This window comes from Acinetobacter sp. AR_0276 (genome assembly GCF_003000705.1).
Classification (GTDB): Bacteria; Pseudomonadota; Gammaproteobacteria; order Pseudomonadales; family Moraxellaceae; genus Acinetobacter; species Acinetobacter nosocomialis.
In genome coordinates, this window is the sequence record NZ_PSQO01000004.1 from 2,434,081 (window position 1) to 2,452,103 (window position 18,023).

The 18,023-nt window shown below is 38.1% G+C and carries 17 protein-coding genes and 1 pseudogene; 9 read left to right on the plus strand and 9 right to left on the minus strand.

Features of this window, described 5'->3' with window-relative positions; translation table 11 throughout:
* Nucleotides 1-276: 276 nt before the first annotated feature.
* Nucleotides 277-1,293: a tRNA dihydrouridine(20/20a) synthase DusA gene (gene dusA, locus CSB87_RS12450; RefSeq protein WP_004883253.1), complete on the minus strand. Its 1,017-nt coding sequence runs from the start codon at nt 1,291-1,293 to the stop codon at nt 277-279.
* A gap of 134 nt (nt 1,294-1,427) precedes the next feature.
* On the opposite strand from dusA, the gene CSB87_RS12455 reads away from it, so the two are divergent.
* Nucleotides 1,428-2,576 carry a tyrosine-type recombinase/integrase gene (locus CSB87_RS12455; protein WP_004883251.1) on the plus strand — a complete coding sequence of 383 codons (1,149 nt, stop codon included), beginning with the start codon at nt 1,428-1,430 and terminating at the stop codon, nt 2,574-2,576.
* Here CSB87_RS12455 and CSB87_RS12460 read toward each other — a convergent pair.
* From CSB87_RS12460 to CSB87_RS20265, 6 genes and pseudogenes are all read right to left on the minus strand, one after another.
* On the minus strand, nt 2,560-2,832 hold the full coding sequence (locus tag CSB87_RS12460; RefSeq protein ID WP_004883247.1) for a pyocin activator PrtN family protein: 273 nt from the start codon (nt 2,830-2,832) through the stop codon (nt 2,560-2,562). The two genes, CSB87_RS12455 and CSB87_RS12460, sit on opposite strands and share 17 nt — an antisense overlap.
* An 18-nt stretch (nt 2,833-2,850) precedes the next feature.
* Complete coding sequence (locus CSB87_RS12465) at nt 2,851-3,831, minus strand: hypothetical protein (RefSeq protein ID WP_004883244.1); 981 nt, start codon at nt 3,829-3,831, stop codon at nt 2,851-2,853.
* A 1-nt stretch (nt 3,832) separates the two neighbouring features.
* Entirely contained in the window at nt 3,833-5,068 is a 1,236-nt protein-coding gene (locus tag CSB87_RS12470; protein WP_002062435.1) for a YagK/YfjJ domain-containing protein, read from the minus strand.
* Nucleotides 5,069-5,817: 749 nt separating this feature from the next.
* Complete coding sequence (locus tag CSB87_RS12475; RefSeq protein WP_000235770.1) at nt 5,818-6,930, minus strand: hypothetical protein; 1,113 nt, start codon at nt 6,928-6,930, stop codon at nt 5,818-5,820.
* A gap of 361 nt (nt 6,931-7,291) precedes the next feature.
* The gene (locus CSB87_RS12480) at nt 7,292-7,507 is read right to left on the minus strand and encodes a hypothetical protein (RefSeq protein WP_000489165.1); all 216 of its coding nucleotides are present in this window, start codon (nt 7,505-7,507) and stop codon (nt 7,292-7,294) included.
* 271 nt (nt 7,508-7,778) lie between these two features.
* Nucleotides 7,779-9,157, minus strand: a pseudogene (locus CSB87_RS20265) (IS3 family transposase).
* A 363-nt stretch (nt 9,158-9,520) separates the two neighbouring features.
* Between CSB87_RS20265 and CSB87_RS12495 the strand changes: the two are divergent.
* From CSB87_RS12495 to CSB87_RS12520, 7 genes are all read left to right on the plus strand, one after another.
* Nucleotides 9,521-9,784, plus strand: coding sequence for a hypothetical protein (locus CSB87_RS12495; protein WP_002083868.1), 264 nt, complete (start codon nt 9,521-9,523; stop codon nt 9,782-9,784).
* Between the two features lie 100 nt (nt 9,785-9,884).
* The gene (locus CSB87_RS19885; protein WP_000682545.1) at nt 9,885-10,031 is read left to right on the plus strand and encodes a hypothetical protein; all 147 of its coding nucleotides are present in this window, start codon (nt 9,885-9,887) and stop codon (nt 10,029-10,031) included.
* A gap of 70 nt (nt 10,032-10,101) precedes the next feature.
* On the plus strand, nt 10,102-11,127 hold the full coding sequence (locus CSB87_RS12500; RefSeq protein WP_000942646.1) for a J domain-containing protein: 1,026 nt from the start codon (nt 10,102-10,104) through the stop codon (nt 11,125-11,127).
* 81 nt (nt 11,128-11,208) lie between these two features.
* A complete protein-coding gene (locus tag CSB87_RS12505; RefSeq protein WP_004883233.1) occupies nt 11,209-11,907 on the plus strand; it encodes a hypothetical protein in 699 nt (232 codons plus the stop codon).
* A gap of 58 nt (nt 11,908-11,965) precedes the next feature.
* The gene (locus tag CSB87_RS12510; RefSeq protein WP_001068165.1) at nt 11,966-12,295 is read left to right on the plus strand and encodes a hypothetical protein; all 330 of its coding nucleotides are present in this window, start codon (nt 11,966-11,968) and stop codon (nt 12,293-12,295) included.
* A gap of 90 nt (nt 12,296-12,385) precedes the next feature.
* Nucleotides 12,386-12,679, plus strand: coding sequence for a hypothetical protein (locus CSB87_RS12515; protein WP_000553830.1), 294 nt, complete (start codon nt 12,386-12,388; stop codon nt 12,677-12,679).
* 67 nt (nt 12,680-12,746) lie between these two features.
* The gene (locus CSB87_RS12520) at nt 12,747-13,796 is read left to right on the plus strand and encodes a DUF932 domain-containing protein (RefSeq protein ID WP_004883230.1); all 1,050 of its coding nucleotides are present in this window, start codon (nt 12,747-12,749) and stop codon (nt 13,794-13,796) included.
* A 264-nt stretch (nt 13,797-14,060) separates the two neighbouring features.
* On the opposite strand, the gene CSB87_RS12525 is transcribed toward CSB87_RS12520, so the two are convergent.
* The gene (locus CSB87_RS12525) at nt 14,061-14,942 is read right to left on the minus strand and encodes a copper resistance D family protein (RefSeq protein ID WP_000611873.1); all 882 of its coding nucleotides are present in this window, start codon (nt 14,940-14,942) and stop codon (nt 14,061-14,063) included.
* Between the two features lie 66 nt (nt 14,943-15,008).
* Nucleotides 15,009-15,389 carry a copper resistance CopC family protein gene (locus tag CSB87_RS12530; RefSeq protein ID WP_000689222.1) on the minus strand — a complete coding sequence of 127 codons (381 nt, stop codon included), beginning with the start codon at nt 15,387-15,389 and terminating at the stop codon, nt 15,009-15,011.
* 281 nt (nt 15,390-15,670) lie between these two features.
* Between CSB87_RS12530 and CSB87_RS12535 the strand changes: the two genes are divergently transcribed.
* The gene (locus CSB87_RS12535) at nt 15,671-18,010 is read left to right on the plus strand and encodes a heavy metal translocating P-type ATPase (protein WP_000350166.1); all 2,340 of its coding nucleotides are present in this window, start codon (nt 15,671-15,673) and stop codon (nt 18,008-18,010) included.
* Nucleotides 18,011-18,023: the final 13 nt, after the last annotated feature.

Sequence of the window (18,023 nt, forward strand, 5' to 3'; positions counted from 1 at the left end):
CGTTCAGAGATACTAATTGCCCAAACTTAAAAGTTTTGTTTATGTTATGTAATAACGTATCTTTTTTCCAGTTTTTATTTCTGACTGCGAAAAAATAGCCTAGTTAAAATAGTGGCTAAAACTAGTAAAATTTAAGTAACTGATATTATTGAGTATAAATAAATAATCAGAGCTTAAATTTGAATATTTCGAGCCGACATTTGCGAATATACTCAAAATCTAAGTCTCTGATTTAAAATGCCACATTTTCTTACAATTTAAGAAGGCTGAGTGGGCTTAAGCCTGATGCTCTTTCACATATTCTTCAGTACGAATAATCGCAGCTTGCATGTTTCGAATAGCATTCTCGACATCAGCTAAAGTTTTTGCATTTCCACCGCTTAATGCTTGACGCCATTTACGGGCACCCGGTAGGTTTTGAAATAAACCTAAAATATGACGCGTAATGATAGAGAGTGGCGCACCTTCCGCCATACGTTGTTCAATATAAGGCAACATCTGTTCCATGATATCGAAACGGTCTGGTGCTTCTAAATTCCAAAGTTGGCCAAGCTCAGCAAGTAGATAAGGGTTGTGATAGGCTTCACGACCAATCATCACGCCATCAACATGCTGTAAATGAGCTTGAGTTTCGGCAAAAGTTTTAATTCCGCCGTTAATTTCAATTGTTAAGTGCGGGCGTTCTTGCTTTAAACGGTAAACATCTTCATAGCGTAGCGGTGGTACTTCTCGGTTTTCCTTCGGAGATAAACCTTTTAATATCGCAATACGGGCATGGACGACAAAGTGTGTGCAGCCCGTTGCCGCAACGGTATCTACGAAGTGCAGCATTTCTTCGTAAGACTGCATGTCATCAATACCAATACGGTGCTTAACCGTTACCGGAATATTGACCGCTTTTTGCATGCTATGAATACATTCAGCAACTAAGTCTGGCTCTGCCATTAAACATGCGCCGATTTTATTGTTCTGTACACGGTCACTTGGGCAGCCTACATTCAGGTTGACTTCATCATAGCCCCAGTCTTCAGCCATTTTTGTACAAGTGGCAAGCTCTTGAGGATTTGAACCACCGAGTTGCAGTACGATTGGGTGTTCTTGAGCGTTATAGTCCAACTGGCGTTTTGCATCGCCAAATAAAATCGCGCCTGTTGTCACCATTTCGGTATACAGCACAACGTTTGGGTTAAACAACCGTGCAAAGAATCGGTAATCCTTTGTAGTCCAGTCCATCATTGGAGCTACACTGATTCTTGGAGATTTAATAGTTTCAATGGTTTTATTAATAGTCATTAAAAATCATACCTTTAATCAGTGTTTTGCAACCTGTTTGAATCTGTGAGAACTCATGTTTAGCTGCGTCAATCGGTTTGCATTTACACCAAAATTTACACCATAATGGAGGAAATGGTTCATGGTGTAAATTTATGGGGTCAATTACTGCCAGAAAAGGTGCAGATGGAAGTGTTAGTTACCGAGCTGCTATCCGGATCAATAAAAAGGGCTATCCAGCTTATTCTGAAAGCAAAACATTTCATTCAAAAAAAGTGGCAGAGAACTGGCTTAAAAAAAGAGAAGTCGAGATTCAAGAAAATCCAGATATATTACTTGGCAAAGAACAACTGATTGACCTAACTTTGTCAGATGCCATTGATAAATATTTGGATGAAGTTGGGAGCGAGTACGGAAGGACGAAACGCTATTCTCTACTCTTAATTAAGAAGTTGCCAATCGCGCGCAATATTATCACAAAAATACATTCAATACATTTGGCTGAGCATGTTGCTCTAAGACGAAGAGGCGTGCCTAATCTTGGTTTAGACCCTATTGCAACAAGTACACAGCAGCATGAGCTTTTACATATTAGAGGTGTTCTATCTCATGCATCTGTTATGTGGGGTATGGAAGTTGATTTAAGTAGCTTCGATAAAGCTACAGCACAGCTTAGAAAAACTCGCCAAATTTCGTCTAGCAAAGTGAGAGATAGACTTCCTACAAATGAAGAGTTAATTGCTTTAACAAAACTTTTTGCTGAGCGTTGGAAATTAAATAAATACGGCACTAAGTATCCAATGCATTTAATTATTTGGTTTGCAATTTTTTCATGCAGACGTGAAGCAGAGTTAACACGCTTATGGCTGCAAGATTATGACTCTTACCATTCTTCATGGAAAGTTCATGATTTGAAAAATCCGAATGGTTCAAAAGGCAATCATAAGTCTTTTGAAGTGTTGGAACCATGTAAAAGAATAATTGAACTTTTGTTAGATAATGAAGTTCGAAGCCGTATGCTCCAATTAGGGTATGATGATCAACTTCTATTGCCTTTGAATCCGAAAACCATAGGAAAAGAGTTTCGTGATGCTTGTAAAATATTGGGAATTGAGGATTTGCACTTTCATGATTTAAGACATGAAGGTTGTACGAGAATTGCAGAACAAAGTTTTACAATACCTGAAATTCAGAAAGTAAGTTTGCATGATTCTTGGGGTAGCTTACAGCGTTATGTTTCTGTGAAGTCAAGGCGGAATGTAATTCAATTGGAAGAGGTGCTACGCCTCATTGATGAAACGTAGCAAAGTCTTTAGCAGCTTCAGAATACTTTTTGTCTAAAATACCAGCCAAGTCTTGAACGTGTACCAGAAATGGTGCACGTTTGCTTGGATCTATTTTAAAGACTGAGAAAGGAAATTCTTGATTATTTGCCTTTCTCAGCGCTTCCGCCTTACTTAAATGAGGGTAATATTCTTGTACTACCGTCATAAGTTCAACAGTCATAGAGCGATATTTCATGAATAGGTAGTCAGCGGTATTTAACTGGAATACACCCATTGTGAAATAGCCTCTTAGCTAGTTGGTTGTAAACTTGGAAAACAACACATCAAAACTGGACTGTGTATCCCAGATTCGAAGGATTGTATCGGTGCCAACCAGATACGTTTTGAGCAACTTAATAAGGTCTTTACACTTTGGATCGTTTTTTAAAAAACGATTGGTTTGCATAAACCCATTTAATGGCATAGATACAGGATATGCTTTGCAATTAAAAAGGCTCTCCAAATTACCATGTAAGGCTGTGAAAGCATTCTCATCAGACCAACCAACAGGATCATTTATAAACTGACGTTCTAGTAAGAACACTAGTCTGAGTGCTAATTGTCCTTGGGGCGTAAGTTCCCATTTTGAAAATACCGCAACAACATCATTATTACCGCCTTCATTAATGAAAAGGGCAATCATCTCTTTCTTCTGCTGATCTAAATATTGCTGTTTAGAATACGTTGTTGCATTCGTCGAAAGCGTAAATAGTATTGGCAGATATAGCTCATGTATCTCGAAGCCTGCATAGTTCTTGTATAGAGCCTTCATTGTTAAATCAAATAACTCTTCAGTGCGAACTTGCTCTGCATTCCACGCCATTAACTCCTCATTGAACTGTCTCGTGATGAGCGTATATTGATAGCCCATAATTTGATACGAAAAGTACTGATCGTTACAGTAAATCCCACCATTGAGCATAGGCCCTATCTGTTTAATAAACTGAATAAACAATTCATTCTCTGGCTTTAGCCGAACAGATAACATCCCATTAGTGACAGGGGAGCCTGTCACTAATGGATATACTGACCTAATCAACTCAACAGGTTTACTGAGAGATAATGCCTGATTACTATTTTGAGACTTTTGTTTTGCAAACATGCTCGTAGTTTTTGATCCCCCAAGAGCTTTTGCTGACTTCTCAGAACCAATCAGATCGTAAGCCCAAATAGGTTGAATGCTGCATGACGAATGTGTAGCTGCAAGTAAAGCATCTGATGCGTACTTAGTCATGTTACTGTCCTCCTACTTCAGCATCATCTGACTGATCAGAGTCTAGTAGGTTAAGTTGCTCGAACTTGCGTGGACGGCCAAGTTTGGTAGCAGGAACTTTTGGTATTTGGCTTGTTCGGAAGCTCCGAATTTGTTCTCCATTAGTAAAGGCGAAGTACTGATCATTTTTGCATATGTAGTCAAACGTAGCCTTGAGATTCTTAAGCATTTCATGGTCGGTATACTCCAAAATGCCTAAGGCACGATAGCGGTACTCATCTTTCTTCATATTGCAGATAAAAGCAGTCCCAAGATTGTTTGTAGCAACCCTCCATTTCTCAGCAATATATTGCCCCCACGTGATGTCCTCACGATGGTCATTGGCATTGAAGAAGTAATAAAGATGTCCATGGAATCCCTTGGTTGGGGTGTGTTCAATACGCAGGATATACCCGAGCGCTTGCTTAAGCTGATTATGCTTAGATGCATCATAGAACCGAATAAAAGACTCTTGCAGAAACTCACTATCATGTTCAGCCTGAGCAAAATCAGTTGAGATAGCAAGCTGTTGAAGCTTAGCTGGATCGCGTATTAATCCTAGATCTACTCGAACAACAAGGATTCGAGAATGGATCTTGAGTAGAGTCTCTACAAGCTCAACACAACGCTCTTTAGAACGGCGTCGATTACTAGCACGATTCGAAAGTTGTTTACGAATTGAGGCACTACTCATTCTTATTGCAAACAACTTCTGAAATTTAATTAAAGCTGCAACATAAGCCTGAGCCTGTTCAGATGTGTAACACTGATTGATCAGAGAAAATTCATAAAGGGTATATTGTTCTTCCTTTGAAAGTTCTAAGAATGAATCCTTAAAGGCCTGTAACTCTATGCCCATCTTGTAATTGCCAGAGCGAGCAGACACAAAGATTGTTGTAAGCTGGCACTTAAGCAAAAGTGGAATATCCTTCGCATATTCAACACGTAGTTGCTCTTTGCCCTTAAAACTTTGAACAGATTTAAGAGTAGCGATTGGGCGCTCTTTCTCAAAATACTTGATGAACTCAACACGACTGAGCATTTTTTCAACTTCAGGGTTTATACTCGTTTTGAATATTTTAATCTTACCGTTTTCTGTCATGTACTCATGAGTTGAAAAATCTTCCTTGAGCTGTTCTAGGAATGCATCTCTATCTGCAACTGAGAACTGTGCGATAGGTGGAAGAATTGGTTTAGCTGTGTTGTTCAGAGATTTCATAGTATACCTACATACAAATAATTAATTACGTATCAGGCGTCATGAGGTAAATGCTCTCCCTATGGACATCGTTTAGAAATGTCCATTAGGGTAGGCGTAGAGTGGATATTGGCTAATCTATCTGGAGTGTATTCATCTCAAATGGATACACAATTAAATCAATCTAATCTATAAGCAGTATTTGCTAAGGCACACTGCTTATGACAATAAGTATCTAGTAGATTAATTACATATATCTAATATTACTTATTACAATTGTATTTAAACCGAAAAGCCGATTGCACTTTACTTCGAGAATGCTCTACCAAAAAATGACGGTAATACGAGGACTTTTTAAAAGTTGTGATGTCCTGCGTTATGCAGCATTTAAATGGCTTCGTTGAGCTATTCTCCGGGTGACCCACACCCGTAAATTGCTAAGCTTCCAATTGAATGTACTTATTAATTTGATGTGTTGCTGGCTTAGGTTTGAGTTGGTCATATTGGTTCCTTATGTAGCAAGTTTTGTATGCTTGATTGCATAAGGGAAATTCTAGAAAAAAATTAAGCACCCTCTAAAAATCTGCGAAGAATTTATTTAAGCTACTGATATATATGTATTTAAAATCTTTAAAATATAGAAATTTCATTGTAATTATTACTCTTTTAAAAATTTATTAATTTTTTTTAAGAGCATGTCAGTGTAGAACTAACAGGCTCTAAATAAACTATGTGAGTGATCGGATTTTTATTGGGGTGGGAGGGGAATTCTAAAGTTTTCTACCTTTCTTTTCTATAAAAATGTTCAGCGCATCATATAGGCTTGGCTCGCTTTCCTTTAACCAAGATTTAGCGCTATTCAGTAACTTCATTCTCTGATCGTCGGTTCTAATTTTACTTTTTTGAGTTTCTAAGGCAGAAATCTTTTTCTGATAAAATACTCTTATTTCCTTATAACGTTCGATAGGGCGACCTGCAAAAGAAGTTAGGGGTTGATCACGGTTCTGAGCTTGTATGATTACAGTTTTTTTACCATATTCTTCAATTTCTTTGACTTCAGCTGTAGATAGATCATTTCGAGCTGCAAAAAGAAAATATTCAGCTTCTTCTTTTTTTCGTAAACAATGTTCTATTTCAGCATTGTATTCTTGAGTGAGGTATTCTGGAATTTTTGAGATAGCTTGCTGCTCAATGGCTCCTAGAACCGTATCCATACTTGAGTAAGTTTTTTGATTACTGGTAATAAAACGTTGAACAAGTGAGAGGTAAGTTTTTTTTACCCTCTGGGATTTTTTATGGCTGTTTCGGGCTAATTGAGATTGCCTAATCTGTTTATAGATATCTTCTGGTAGCGTGTAGATATAGAAAGAACAATCATAATGTTTGGAGTAGAGACGAAATGCTTCTTCAAAATGTTTCTCAGCTTGTTGTGCTGTTTTTTTGAATATTCTGGTTTTAGTTGATACCAAGTTTTTGAATTTACGAATTTCAGTCGCGATTTCGCCATAGTGTCGGGCAAGTCGGTCCTCTTCGGGAATGTAGATGTAAATTTCCGATTTACCTCGAAGTAATGGTGGGGGTAATCTCCATGCCTGTTGACGGAGAGCCTTTTGTTCTGGCGATTCTTTTAATAAGCCTTGATCAAGCTGTTCATAAAACCACTTTCGGTCATTATCCGTCATTTCTTCACTGATAGGTTCCATTTGTTCGGGTAAATAAGCTTTGTAGTGTTCGGCATAGGCTGATGGCAAACCATAGGGAAATTTATGTCTTTTAATAATATGTTCTTCAAGTTGGTCAATTAAGCCAATAAGTTTTTTGATGTTACTCGTAGATGTGGTTTCTTGTTTAGCCTTAGCATTTTTTTTAGCTGAAGTTGCCATGTAATCAAGTTCACTTATTCATTTTAAAAGAAGTGCATATATTATAAGTCGTAACTACTTATAATTTAAAAATGATTTAGCTTAACTTGAGAGTGAATTATGAGCATTTGTAGAGGGGTGTTAGGTGTTAAACTGCACTCCATTTATGTACCGACTTATGATGATTCTATACCGACTTGCGATGTTTTGGGTGAAAAGTAGTCAAAATCAAAATGTAGCTTAGAGTTATAATTGTTGGACTAAACTTGTAGTACTGTGAAGCATTCTACTGGATTATAAATTTATTATGGACTGAATCAAGTGCTAGAAAATCACTCATTATTGGTTAGTTAATAGTATGTCTTTGTATTACTAAAAGGTCTCAATAGCGTTTCATTAATTGCAATGCAAGATTGTAGGCTACGGTTGTAGAAATTGACTCTGCTATAAAGAACTCTTGGGGTGGGGTGAAGTTTAAAGCCTGCTTTCGATAACGCGTCTGCTTTCCTGTCTGTTTGTCTTTAAAAATAAACTCATCCTGAGCATGAGAATATTCTTGTCCATACAGTGGACCACCAAGACACTTTAACCGAAACACTGAATCATCCTTAAATTTACCTAATGGTTAGTTTAAAGAATTAATCTAATGAAAAACAATAACAATCACTTTACGACTTAGTCGATAGATCATTGACACCTTAAATATTGCACATTATCCTTTGCTTGCTGGCCACATTGCCAGTCGGTTTTGACAGACCGTTTTATTGGGTTGCATCAGAGTTATTCCTTCTGAGGAATAATTTTGAGGGTACATCTCGTCTCCTCCCGTAGCGGTAGGATGATCTGACCCCATAAAGTTGGACAGTTAGTTAAGCAGTTTTTATAAACTGGTTTCTATATTGTACCGGGGATAAACCTTGTAGCTTCACCTTGATTCTCTCATGATTATAATAATGAATGTATTCTCGTATCGTTTTCTCTAATTCATCAATTGATTGAAATTTTTCTCCATGAAAGCATTCCGATTTTAATATTCCAAAGAAGCTTTCTATTACAGCATTATCTAAGCAATTTCCTTTACGAGACATACTTTGAATTAAACCATGTTGCTTTAATTGCTGTTGGTAATGAGCCATTTGATATTGCCATCCTTGATCTGAATGGAGAATTGGTTTCTCATGTCGCTTAAGTTTAGCTAAGGCATGAATGAGCATATCTTTCACTAACTCATAATTGAGTTTACGTTGGATCCGGAAAGTAATAATTTCCCCATTAAACAAATCTATAATTGGTGATAGATAAAGTTTTTCACCGTTAACATTAAATTCCGTCACATCAGTTGCCCATTTCTGGTTGGGATGGTTCGCTTTAAATTGCCGTTGCATAATGTTATCAGCCACCGTCCCGACACAACCACTTTTATATGAGCGATATTTCAATGCTCTGATACGTGATTTAAGTCCCATGGTTTTCATAAGGCGATATACACATTTATGGTTGATTATTATTCCTGTACTTTTCAGGGCAAGAGTAATTCTACGATAGCCATAGCATCCCTTATGCTTGTGATATATGGACTTAATCTGCTGTTTTAACTCAGTATATTTGTCATTAGAGCGTACAGCTTTCATGTGATAGAAATAAGTACTACGAGCAATCTTTGCAATACTGAGTAAGAGTTTTAATGGATAAATTTGCCTTAATTCTGAAATAACCTGAACAGTGTCTGCAGTACAAAGTGTATTTAAGTACGTTGCTTCAGTTTTAAGGCTTTTAGCTTTTTTAAAAAGGCAACCTCTGCTCGTAAAGCAGTCACTTCATCAATGAGCTCCTGTTGAGATTTATCTTTGTCTTCTTTTATAGGTTTAGTTATTTTGGTTTTATGTTGTTTAACCATATTGGTATAAATCCTCGTAGTATTAAACCCGGCAATCCCTTCTTTATGATACTGAGCGAGCCACCTTCTTAAAATTGACGTCCCGCTCAGATTTAACCGTCTTCTAACTTCTCTTACCGGTATCTTATCAAGAAGCATTTGTACAGCCTTGATTTTAAATTCGGAAGAGTAGTAGGTTTTTTTAGTTTTAACATTCAGGCCATCTTCACCTTGTGCCTTATAGTTTTCAATCCATAAGCGGATGGTTTGGAGATCAACATTAAATTCTTGTGAAAGGATTTTATATCCTTTACTTCCATCTAAATAAGCTTGAATGACTTTTAATTTTAACTCTTTTGAATGCTTCGGAATTGGCATAGGGCACACCTCATAAGTTTAAAAAGTCTAACTTATGGGGTGCAGTTCAGGACGGGAGAGGGACACTTTCGAGTGTGCTGGTGTCAATCCAATCCGGTCTGTCAACCCTTTCTCGTTCTGCCACCATAATTCTCTAATGCTTTGGCAGAACTCCCAATATAAAGGAGTTGGCTATGCATATTCTTTTTATAACGCCTGATTAGTTTTAATAGGATTTGATGAACTTCTAGTTTCTCAAGCTTTAGATCTTTTCGTCTAAAAATTTACTTAAAAAAATGTCATGTGAGCTACACCATGGCAAGGCTTCGTGTTGCCTAAAAAAGCCTAAGCTCCATGACGACGTCACTGGATAAAATGATGAAAAATAAAATTTTGATGGGTTTGGTAGGTGTCAGTATTTTGTTGGTTACTGGTTGTTCTTCTGATTTCGAAAAGGGTATGAAACAAAGCTGTAGGAATACGGGAGGAAGTCGCAGTTTCTGTTCCTGCTTCTACGACAGGATGGAAGAACATTATGGCAAAGAGAGGCTGGAGGCGATTGGCATGATGCAAGTCAGGATGCCAGAGGATTTCGAAGAGGTATCTTTTAAGTCTGGTCAGCAATGTGCACATAAACTTTAGAGCTCGTATTCACATTAAATCTTAGTTTGTCTTTTGATCTCACCTGCTGCCATAGAGCAGTGGGTTGGATAGGCTTACCTAAAAAAATGAGGAATTTACAATGAAACATCCATTGATTGGCCTTTATTTCACCATTGTGATTGGTTATTGGCTGTATTTGATTTGGCAGTACCCTATTTATTCTGGTTCATATTCTTTGGGTCGGGCACTTGTTTGGCCTGCTGATTTTCTACGTTGGTTGTTTTAGTCGCTAAATTGGGGAAGTTGCCATGACAATCATATCGAGAGAATCACTCCAGAAAAGCCGTTGGATGTTGATGTTAAGAGCGAGTGACAATATTTATTTTGCACCCGCTATTCCTTATAAAAAATTGCAAGGGGCTATGAGTTATCTCCCTCAAGGAATTCATCCAGATGAAATCCTTATGCTAATTGACGATACGGTATTTGGCAGTGCTAAAGCTGGACTTTGTGTGACGGCGACAGGACTCTTTTATAAAGAAAGCTTTGGAGATGAAGCGGTTTATCTCTTTAAAAGTATTCATCATGTCGAGGCAGATATTGGCGTCATTAATCATGGCATCGTACTGAATCGTATAGAAACCCTGACCTTTACCCAACTGGATAAGGGCACAGTACGAACATTGGCTTCATTTCTAAATGAAGTTTGTCAGGGTGAAACAGAAACCGATCGGGCTCCACCACAGATTGATGCAGAACTGAAGGTAATTATTGATCTGTTTGCTTATTTCATCACATTCAATATGGGTAAGTGGAATCCTGAATCTAGTCATGCAATATCTAAACATTTTGTAAAGCTGAATGATGAAGCATCACAGCACTATATTAAAAGGTTACTGACTGAACATCCCAACTTTGAATATGAAGAATTATTACATCGCTTTGCAGAACTGAAAGATGTGCTGGCTTACAAGCTTCGTACGGAGATGATCGAACAACTGGTTTATGCCATGGCACTGGGTCAGGTTGAGCAGAATCAGGCGGATCTCTTCATGACCCATTTATGTCGTGTATCCAATGTTTCTAAAGCCGTATTTCCTGATCTGGTCAAAATTATCTATCAATGTCTGGCTGATGAAATGAATCAGTCTACTACTTCTACTTTCAACGGTGGACAACTTCAAGCGTGCAAACTTCTTGATATTCAGCCTAATTCACTGACTGAGCAGAACTTACAATCTGCTTACCGAAAAAAGATGGCTGAGTTCCATCCCGATAAATACCAGAACTTACCTGAATCTGTTCGTCAGTTGATTGAAAGTCAGGCACAGCAACTGAATGAAGCAAGAGCTTTATTAAAAAGCTATTTGGACAATAACTGAAAATAAAGAATTTTTACTTACATATTACCCCAGTGAAGGCAGCCCTAAAGCGCCGTATATCCTCTATTTCAAGGTAATGATATGAATATGATAAAGAACAGCACTAACTCAACTAAAAAGATACCACCGTTATATTGGTTGTTAACTGTAGTCATGATGGCGGTGTTAATTGCAGGCGGTATTTTATTTAATCAACATCAAAAACGACAAACTGAACTTCAGTTAGCACAACTCGCTTTACAACAATCTAAGGTACAAAATCAATCTGCCACAACACAAGCAGCATCGGAACCCGTTGAATCAGGTTTCACCGGAATTGAAAGTATGGTGGAAAACCCGGAATCAGAATCTACTCATTCACAAGCTGAAGATGAAGTGGTTGCGGGGGCAATAGCCGCAGTGGATCAGGCAAAAGCACAAGATACAAGTCTAGGCAATCTCAGTTCAGAAGTTGATGCTGAGTACCATGAAGGAAAAACCTTAAGTTCGAACACCTCTCGCTATGGCTTAAAGCCAATCAAATCTGCTCCAGCTGATTTAAAGTCAACCATCCCGAATATTGATCAAATGTTAGCGTCACACCTTATGAATGTATGGGGCCGCTCAAGTCCAGATCAGGTGAGTAAACGAGTTGAAGGATGGAGCCAGCAAGGTAATACCATGACCTATCGTACTGCATGGGACTCTGACCGTTACCAATGTACTTGGTATGTGGTGAGTTGGGATAAGAACAGCAATCAAGTCCTTCACGAAGGATACCAGCCATGCTTTGGTCACTAATTAAAGCTGGCCTGTAGCATTCGTTTAATTATTACTTTACTTAATCAGAGAAAATACCATGAACCCAATCAAACTTATCGCTTGTGGAGTTTTAAGTCTTTCACTCAGTTCTATTGCTTTTGCTAAAACTGAGCAGATTACACTTAAAGCCAATGTCTATTACGGCGAAGAGTCAGTTGTATTTCCAACCACTAAAGGCGAAGTCATTTTAAATAGCTACGCTATGCCAGCTAAAGTCGTTCCACAAGTTAAACCTTTTAAGAAGGGGCAATGTTTAGAAATCAAATCAAAATATGGTTTCTTTAAAGACACTGGAGATGGTCAATATATTGAAAGTATCCAACCTTGTAGCAAGAAAGGTTTAGCGACTCCAAAAGTAACTCGTTAATTTGACTTAATCTAAAACGACATAAAGCTCAATCAAACCACAAGCATTTGCTTGTGGTTTTTTTATGCCTTTTATTTAAGGAAGAAGACCATGCACCAGTGTCCTTACTGTCATTCATTACACATCACTTTACTCCGCCAGACTGAACCCACTTCGGGCGTATTTGCAAAGCTTTCATCGTTCTCGCCCATGTCTCTGGCAGCAGCCTGTATGCAGTTGTCAAAACGCAGTCCCGTTCACCCTTTGGTGGGTGGATTTGTGGGCTTGGTGATTGGGGGCATGTTTCTGCTCTACGTTCAGCATCAAGAAAATATGGTGACCTTGTATTACCAGTGTGAGCAATGTCTGGAGCATTTTGAAATCCAGCAATCAGGCTTCGCTTAATTCTTATCGTTTACAACTTTCAAATTATTTAAATCACTTCATTTATATTACTTAAAGGAAATCAATCATGGCACATCAAATAGAAACGATGGCATTCGTTGGTCAAACCCCTTGGCATGGCTTAGGTAATCAACTCCCTCAGAATCAACCAATAGAAGTATGGGCACAACAGGCGGGTATGGACTGGCGAATAGAATCATCCAATGTCAGTTTTATGGCAAAGAATGAACGTGGACAAAATATTCTGATGCCTTATGAAGAGCAACGAGTACTTTATCGCTCAGATACTCATGCGCCGTTATCGGTAGTGAGTCAGCGTTATCAGGAAGTGCAGCCCAAAGAAATCTTGGAGTTTTACCGAGACCTGACCGAACAATCAGGCTTTGAACTGGAAACGGCAGGTGTACTTAAAGGTGGACGTAAGTTCTGGGCATTGGCTAGGACCGGACAATCGGCAGCATTAAAAGGTAAGGATGTCAGTAATGGCTACATTTTGTTGGCAACCGCATGTGATGGCACACTAGCCACCACGGCGCAATTCACCAGTGTTCGTGTGGTGTGTAACAACACCTTGGCGATTGCCTTACGCGGGCAGAATAGTAGTGCTGGTGTAGTGAAAGTTCCACACAGTACCAAGTTCGATGCCGAGAAGATTAAACAGCAATTGGGTATTTCGGTTCATGCATGGGGCGAGCACATGTATGAAATGAAACAACTCAGCCAGCGTAAAGTTACCCAGCAGAAAGCAGCAGCTTATTTTGATGCAGTGTTTAATAACACGAACCTGAGTATTGCTGAACAAGATGAAAGTATCATTCAGTTCTACCGTAATGTAGCTACGCCTAAACAAATCAACTCATCCAAAGCCGACAATAAAACAGAACCAAATGGACGTGCTATGTCTAAGGTCATGGCCATGTTTAATGGGCATGGTCGTGGTGCCGAGTTAGCTTCAGCTAAAGATACGGTGTATGGACTGCTTTGTAGTATTACGGAGTTTGTTGATCATGAGCGACGTGCGATCTCAACAGATCACCGACTAGATTCAGCATGGTTTGGGGTAGGAGCCAACCTTAAACAACGTGGGCTGGAACAGGCATTAAGAATGGTTGTATAAGGTATGATTATTTATTTAAGTTCATTTATAAATTAATTACAGAAAATCATGTAATTAATTTATAAAAACAAAGGCAGATTATGGGGTAAGTAATTTTACCCCTATATTTTAAAAGATTTGAGACTCTATAGTCGTACACTACACTCTACTTACAATAGTAAAGCTTATGGAGTTAGAAAAAATATCAAGAATTGAACCAGTAATGAAATCAAACAGAATCAGATAATTTTTTTCATTTTACTTTTTAAATTTCTATATACCTATTTAATCAATTCCCACTACAGTTGTAATATATCCAGTCGTTAAAAGGATCATTAGGCCTAATGACATTTCAAATAAAATAGCATAACCCAACTGTTTGGCAAATTTCGGGTCTTGTAAGCGAGGAGTAAAATACCATTTGTTAAAGGCAGCTAATAATAAAACGCTTAGAACAAATACGATCTTAATAATAAAACCATGCCCATAAGGAGTATTTAGTAGAGTATTGAAATCTTTAATGAGTAACAGAGCAATACTCGCACCGCAAGCGAGTAGTATTCCTACAACAAATGCTGCGATTCTTCCAAATAGGTGCATGCGATCTTTTAATGGAATACCTGTAATTTTTTTAGTTGTTCTCCATAGAGGGAAAAGTGATCCCATCCATAAGGACATTACTAGTATATGTATTGATAATAAGAATTGAGCGAATAAAGGTAAATTTGTAACATGGCCTAGTTGTGAAAAACTAAAAACTATGGGGATGAGCAGGATGGTAAAAATTGTCCCTTCTACTTTAGAAATCTGGATAGTCCCTTTACCAAGCTTTACGATCATAAATAATAGTAAAAGTGCAAAACTAATTGAACGGATGATATGAACATGCCCAGTAGGAGTATTTATTAAGATATTAATGTAGTTGCTATTCCACATTCCAGAAAAACCTGTATTGGAAAAACTTCCTATAAGAACGAAGAAGCTTAAAGCACTTGAAATAAAGCCTACCCCTGCACCAATAGTAATGTACTTTAGGATAGCTTGCTTGATTTCTACATAACGACCCAGTAGAAAATAGCTAAAGGCACCACCAACAATAAATGCTATTCCTAAATATAAAACGACTTTAATCAGCCACGTTGCATACATCCAAGCTTCAGGAATCATATTTTCACCCCAGTGATAGCAATATGCCAGCAAGCTGCTAGCATATTGATTATTGATATTTTATTTTTATTTCGCTGATTTAATGGTGAAGCTATATTCACCATTCATGTTATGGCCATCAGTACCCATTGTGGTCCAAACCACTGTGTACTTACCTTTCTTAAGTTTAGGTATAGCTACTTCAAATGATTTTTTTAAATCATGAGTTACTTGGTAATTTAAAGGGATGTCTTTACGTTGAGCATCAAGTAATTTGACATTCATTAACATGACTTCTCCACCAAAATTTAGAGTTATATTTTTTGGTTGACCTGCTACAGATGCATTAATAGCTGGCGTAGCACTTTCAAGTTTGACATGAGCAAATGCACTTGAAGCAGCTATAGCCATAGTCGCACCTACTAGTACATTACGTAGAACTGACACTTTATTTTGGAAAATTTTCATTTCATCACCTTTTAAAATTAATACATGCTAAGTAATGACCCAGTGAAGTTCCTAAATTGATCGCGTTGGTCATCACTCTTTGTATGCTTATTATTTAAGAAAGAGAGAAACGTCTTGATGACTCCAAAATTACATTTTTGTCATTTTTAGAATTGAAAACTCACAAGTGCTACACTGACTTTATCAAGAAAAATGTTCATTAAATATTCAAATAACCGGAAATTTATTTCTATCCGAAGCTAATTATTTTTTTTTAAATCAAATATGAAGGAGGTTTATATATGGACCATTATCATGAAAAGAAAACTATAAATGACACGCATAACGATCCTGTCTGTGGCATGGCTGTAACAGAGGAGTCTAAATTTCATGAACAAGTTGGCAATAACACCTTTTACTTTTGTAGTGAAAAATGTCAGATAAAATTTAAGCATGATCCTGCTTTGTATCTTGCTAAAGAAGATGGATCTGCTTTCACAAATGTCTCTCTAAATAAAATGGAGGCACAGTCAAATAGTATAAATACCTCATCAATTTATACTTGCCCAATGCATCCAGAGATCCGACAAAATCATCCTGGTAATTGCCCCATTTGCGGTATGACATTAGAGCCTTTGCTTCCAAATTTAGATGAAGTAGATGAAAATCCTGAACTCAAAGATTTTAAAAGAAGATTTTGGTACACCTTACCGTTGACCCTAATTGTAGTATTTTTGGCGATGTTTGGTCATCAACTGAATTGGTTTGAAATGAAGGTGCAAAGCTGGATTGAACTTGTCCTTACTTTACCAATCGTTTTTTGGGCAGGTTGGCCATTTTTTGTAAGATGTTGGCAGTCAATTTTAAATCGTAGTCCTAATATGTGGACTTTAATCGGAATTGGGACTGGGGCTGCATTTCTATATAGTCTCGTTGGGACTTTGGCCCCACAAGTATTTCCAGATTCTTTTATTTCTATGGGGCGTGTCGCTGTATATTTTGAAGCTACAGCCGCCATTATTTCACTGACCTTATTAGGTCAAGTACTTGAATTAAAAGCTCGGTCACAGACATCGGCAGCAATTAAGTCTTTACTTGGGCTGGCTCCAAAGACTGCAAGAAAAATTAACGAAGATGGTCGAGAGGAAGATATCCCACTTTCCCATGTACATGTTGGAGATTTACTGAGAGTGCGGCCAGGTGAAAAAGTACCTGTTGATGGAGTAATTACAGAAGGTTCAAGTTCTATTGATGAGTCGATGTTAACGGGAGAGCCAGTTCCAGTAACAAAACGTATAGGTGACCAAGTAATAGGGGCGACAATGAATATGAACGGTTCATTAGTGATGCGCTCTGAAAAGGTTGGTTCTTCAACAGTACTTTCGCAGATAGTTCAAATGGTGGCACAAGCTCAGCGTTCTAAAGCTCCTATGCAAAGAATGGCGGATCAGGTAGCTGGTTGGTTTGTACTGGTGGTGATCGGTATATCTATTCTTACCTTTTTTGGTTGGGGAATATTTGGTCCAGAACCGAGTTGGGTATACGGTTTAATCAATGCTGTTGCAGTTTTAATTATTGCTTGTCCGTGTGCTTTAGGATTGGCCACGCCAATGTCAATCATGGTAGCAACAGGTCGTGGAGCATCCAATGGCGTACTCTTCCGTGATGCCGCAGCAATAGAAAATTTACGTAAGATTGATACATTAATTATTGATAAAACAGGCACCTTAACAGAAGGTAGCCCCTCATTTGATAAGGTGTTTGCTTTATCTGGATATGAAGAAAATGAAGTACTCAGATTAGCTGCCAGCTTGGATCAAGGTAGTGAACATCCGTTAGCAGATGCAATTGTACAGGCTGCCCGTGAAAGAAATCTTGTACTAACAACACCGACATCTTTCGAGTCAAGTTCTGGAATTGGTGTTAAGGGCGAGTTAGAAGGACAACAATTATCATTAGGTAATACAGCTCTAATGGAACAACTTGGCATTTCAGTTGATGCATATATCCCTCAAGCTGAGCAATTAAGAGCAGAAGGTGCGAGTGTTATGCATTTGGCTGTTGATGGGAAGCTCGTAGGGTTATTGGCTGTTTCTGATCCAATCAAAGCCAGTACACCTGAGGCTGTGCATGCTCTGAAGAATTCTGGTTTAAGAATTATAATGGCCACAGGAGATGGTTTAACTACTGCAAAATCAGTTGGAGCTAGATTAGGTATTGATGAAGTTTATGGAGAAGTTAAACCGGCAGATAAACTGGAACTGGTTAATAAATTACAAAAAGAAGGAAGAATGGTTGCAATGGCAGGTGATGGCATCAATGATGCCCCAGCTTTAGCTCAAGCGGATATTGGTATTGCAATGGGAACAGGAACAGATGTGGCCATGAATAGTGCTCAAGTCACTTTAGTCAAAGGTGATTTACGGGGGATAGAGATCGCTCGTTCCCTGTCAGAGGCCACGATTAAAAATATGAGGCAAAACCTGATGTTTGCATTTCTTTATAATGCTTTAGGCATCCCTTTAGCTGCGGGTATTTTATATCCATTTACCGGTTGGCTACTTTCTCCTATGATCGCAGCTTTAGCAATGAGCCTAAGTTCAGCATCGGTTATTGGTAATGCTTTAAGGCTACGTAGTTAGGAAATGATCATTT

What these genes read in the sequence shown, in the direction of transcription:
- dusA (WP_004883253.1), bottom strand. Translation starts at nt 1,293, where the DNA reads ATGACTATTAATAAAACCATTGAAACTATTAAATCTCCAAGAATCAGT.
- CSB87_RS12455 (WP_004883251.1), top strand. Translation starts at nt 1,428, where the DNA reads ATGGGGTCAATTACTGCCAGAAAAGGTGCAGATGGAAGTGTTAGTTAC.
- CSB87_RS12460 (WP_004883247.1), bottom strand. Translation starts at nt 2,832, where the DNA reads ATGGGTGTATTCCAGTTAAATACCGCTGACTACCTATTCATGAAATAT.
- CSB87_RS12465 (WP_004883244.1), bottom strand. Translation starts at nt 3,831, where the DNA reads ATGACTAAGTACGCATCAGATGCTTTACTTGCAGCTACACATTCGTCA.
- CSB87_RS12470 (WP_002062435.1), bottom strand. Translation starts at nt 5,068, where the DNA reads ATGAAATCTCTGAACAACACAGCTAAACCAATTCTTCCACCTATCGCA.
- CSB87_RS12475 (WP_000235770.1), bottom strand. Translation starts at nt 6,930, where the DNA reads ATGGCAACTTCAGCTAAAAAAAATGCTAAGGCTAAACAAGAAACCACA.
- CSB87_RS12495 (WP_002083868.1), top strand. Translation starts at nt 9,521, where the DNA reads ATGAAAAATAAAATTTTGATGGGTTTGGTAGGTGTCAGTATTTTGTTG.
- CSB87_RS19885 (WP_000682545.1), top strand. Translation starts at nt 9,885, where the DNA reads ATGAAACATCCATTGATTGGCCTTTATTTCACCATTGTGATTGGTTAT.
- CSB87_RS12500 (WP_000942646.1), top strand. Translation starts at nt 10,102, where the DNA reads ATGTTAAGAGCGAGTGACAATATTTATTTTGCACCCGCTATTCCTTAT.
- CSB87_RS12505 (WP_004883233.1), top strand. Translation starts at nt 11,209, where the DNA reads ATGAATATGATAAAGAACAGCACTAACTCAACTAAAAAGATACCACCG.
- CSB87_RS12510 (WP_001068165.1), top strand. Translation starts at nt 11,966, where the DNA reads ATGAACCCAATCAAACTTATCGCTTGTGGAGTTTTAAGTCTTTCACTC.
- CSB87_RS12515 (WP_000553830.1), top strand. Translation starts at nt 12,386, where the DNA reads ATGCACCAGTGTCCTTACTGTCATTCATTACACATCACTTTACTCCGC.
- CSB87_RS12520 (WP_004883230.1), top strand. Translation starts at nt 12,747, where the DNA reads ATGGCACATCAAATAGAAACGATGGCATTCGTTGGTCAAACCCCTTGG.
- CSB87_RS12525 (WP_000611873.1), bottom strand. Translation starts at nt 14,942, where the DNA reads ATGATTCCTGAAGCTTGGATGTATGCAACGTGGCTGATTAAAGTCGTT.
- CSB87_RS12530 (WP_000689222.1), bottom strand. Translation starts at nt 15,389, where the DNA reads ATGAAAATTTTCCAAAATAAAGTGTCAGTTCTACGTAATGTACTAGTA.
- CSB87_RS12535 (WP_000350166.1), top strand. Translation starts at nt 15,671, where the DNA reads ATGGACCATTATCATGAAAAGAAAACTATAAATGACACGCATAACGAT.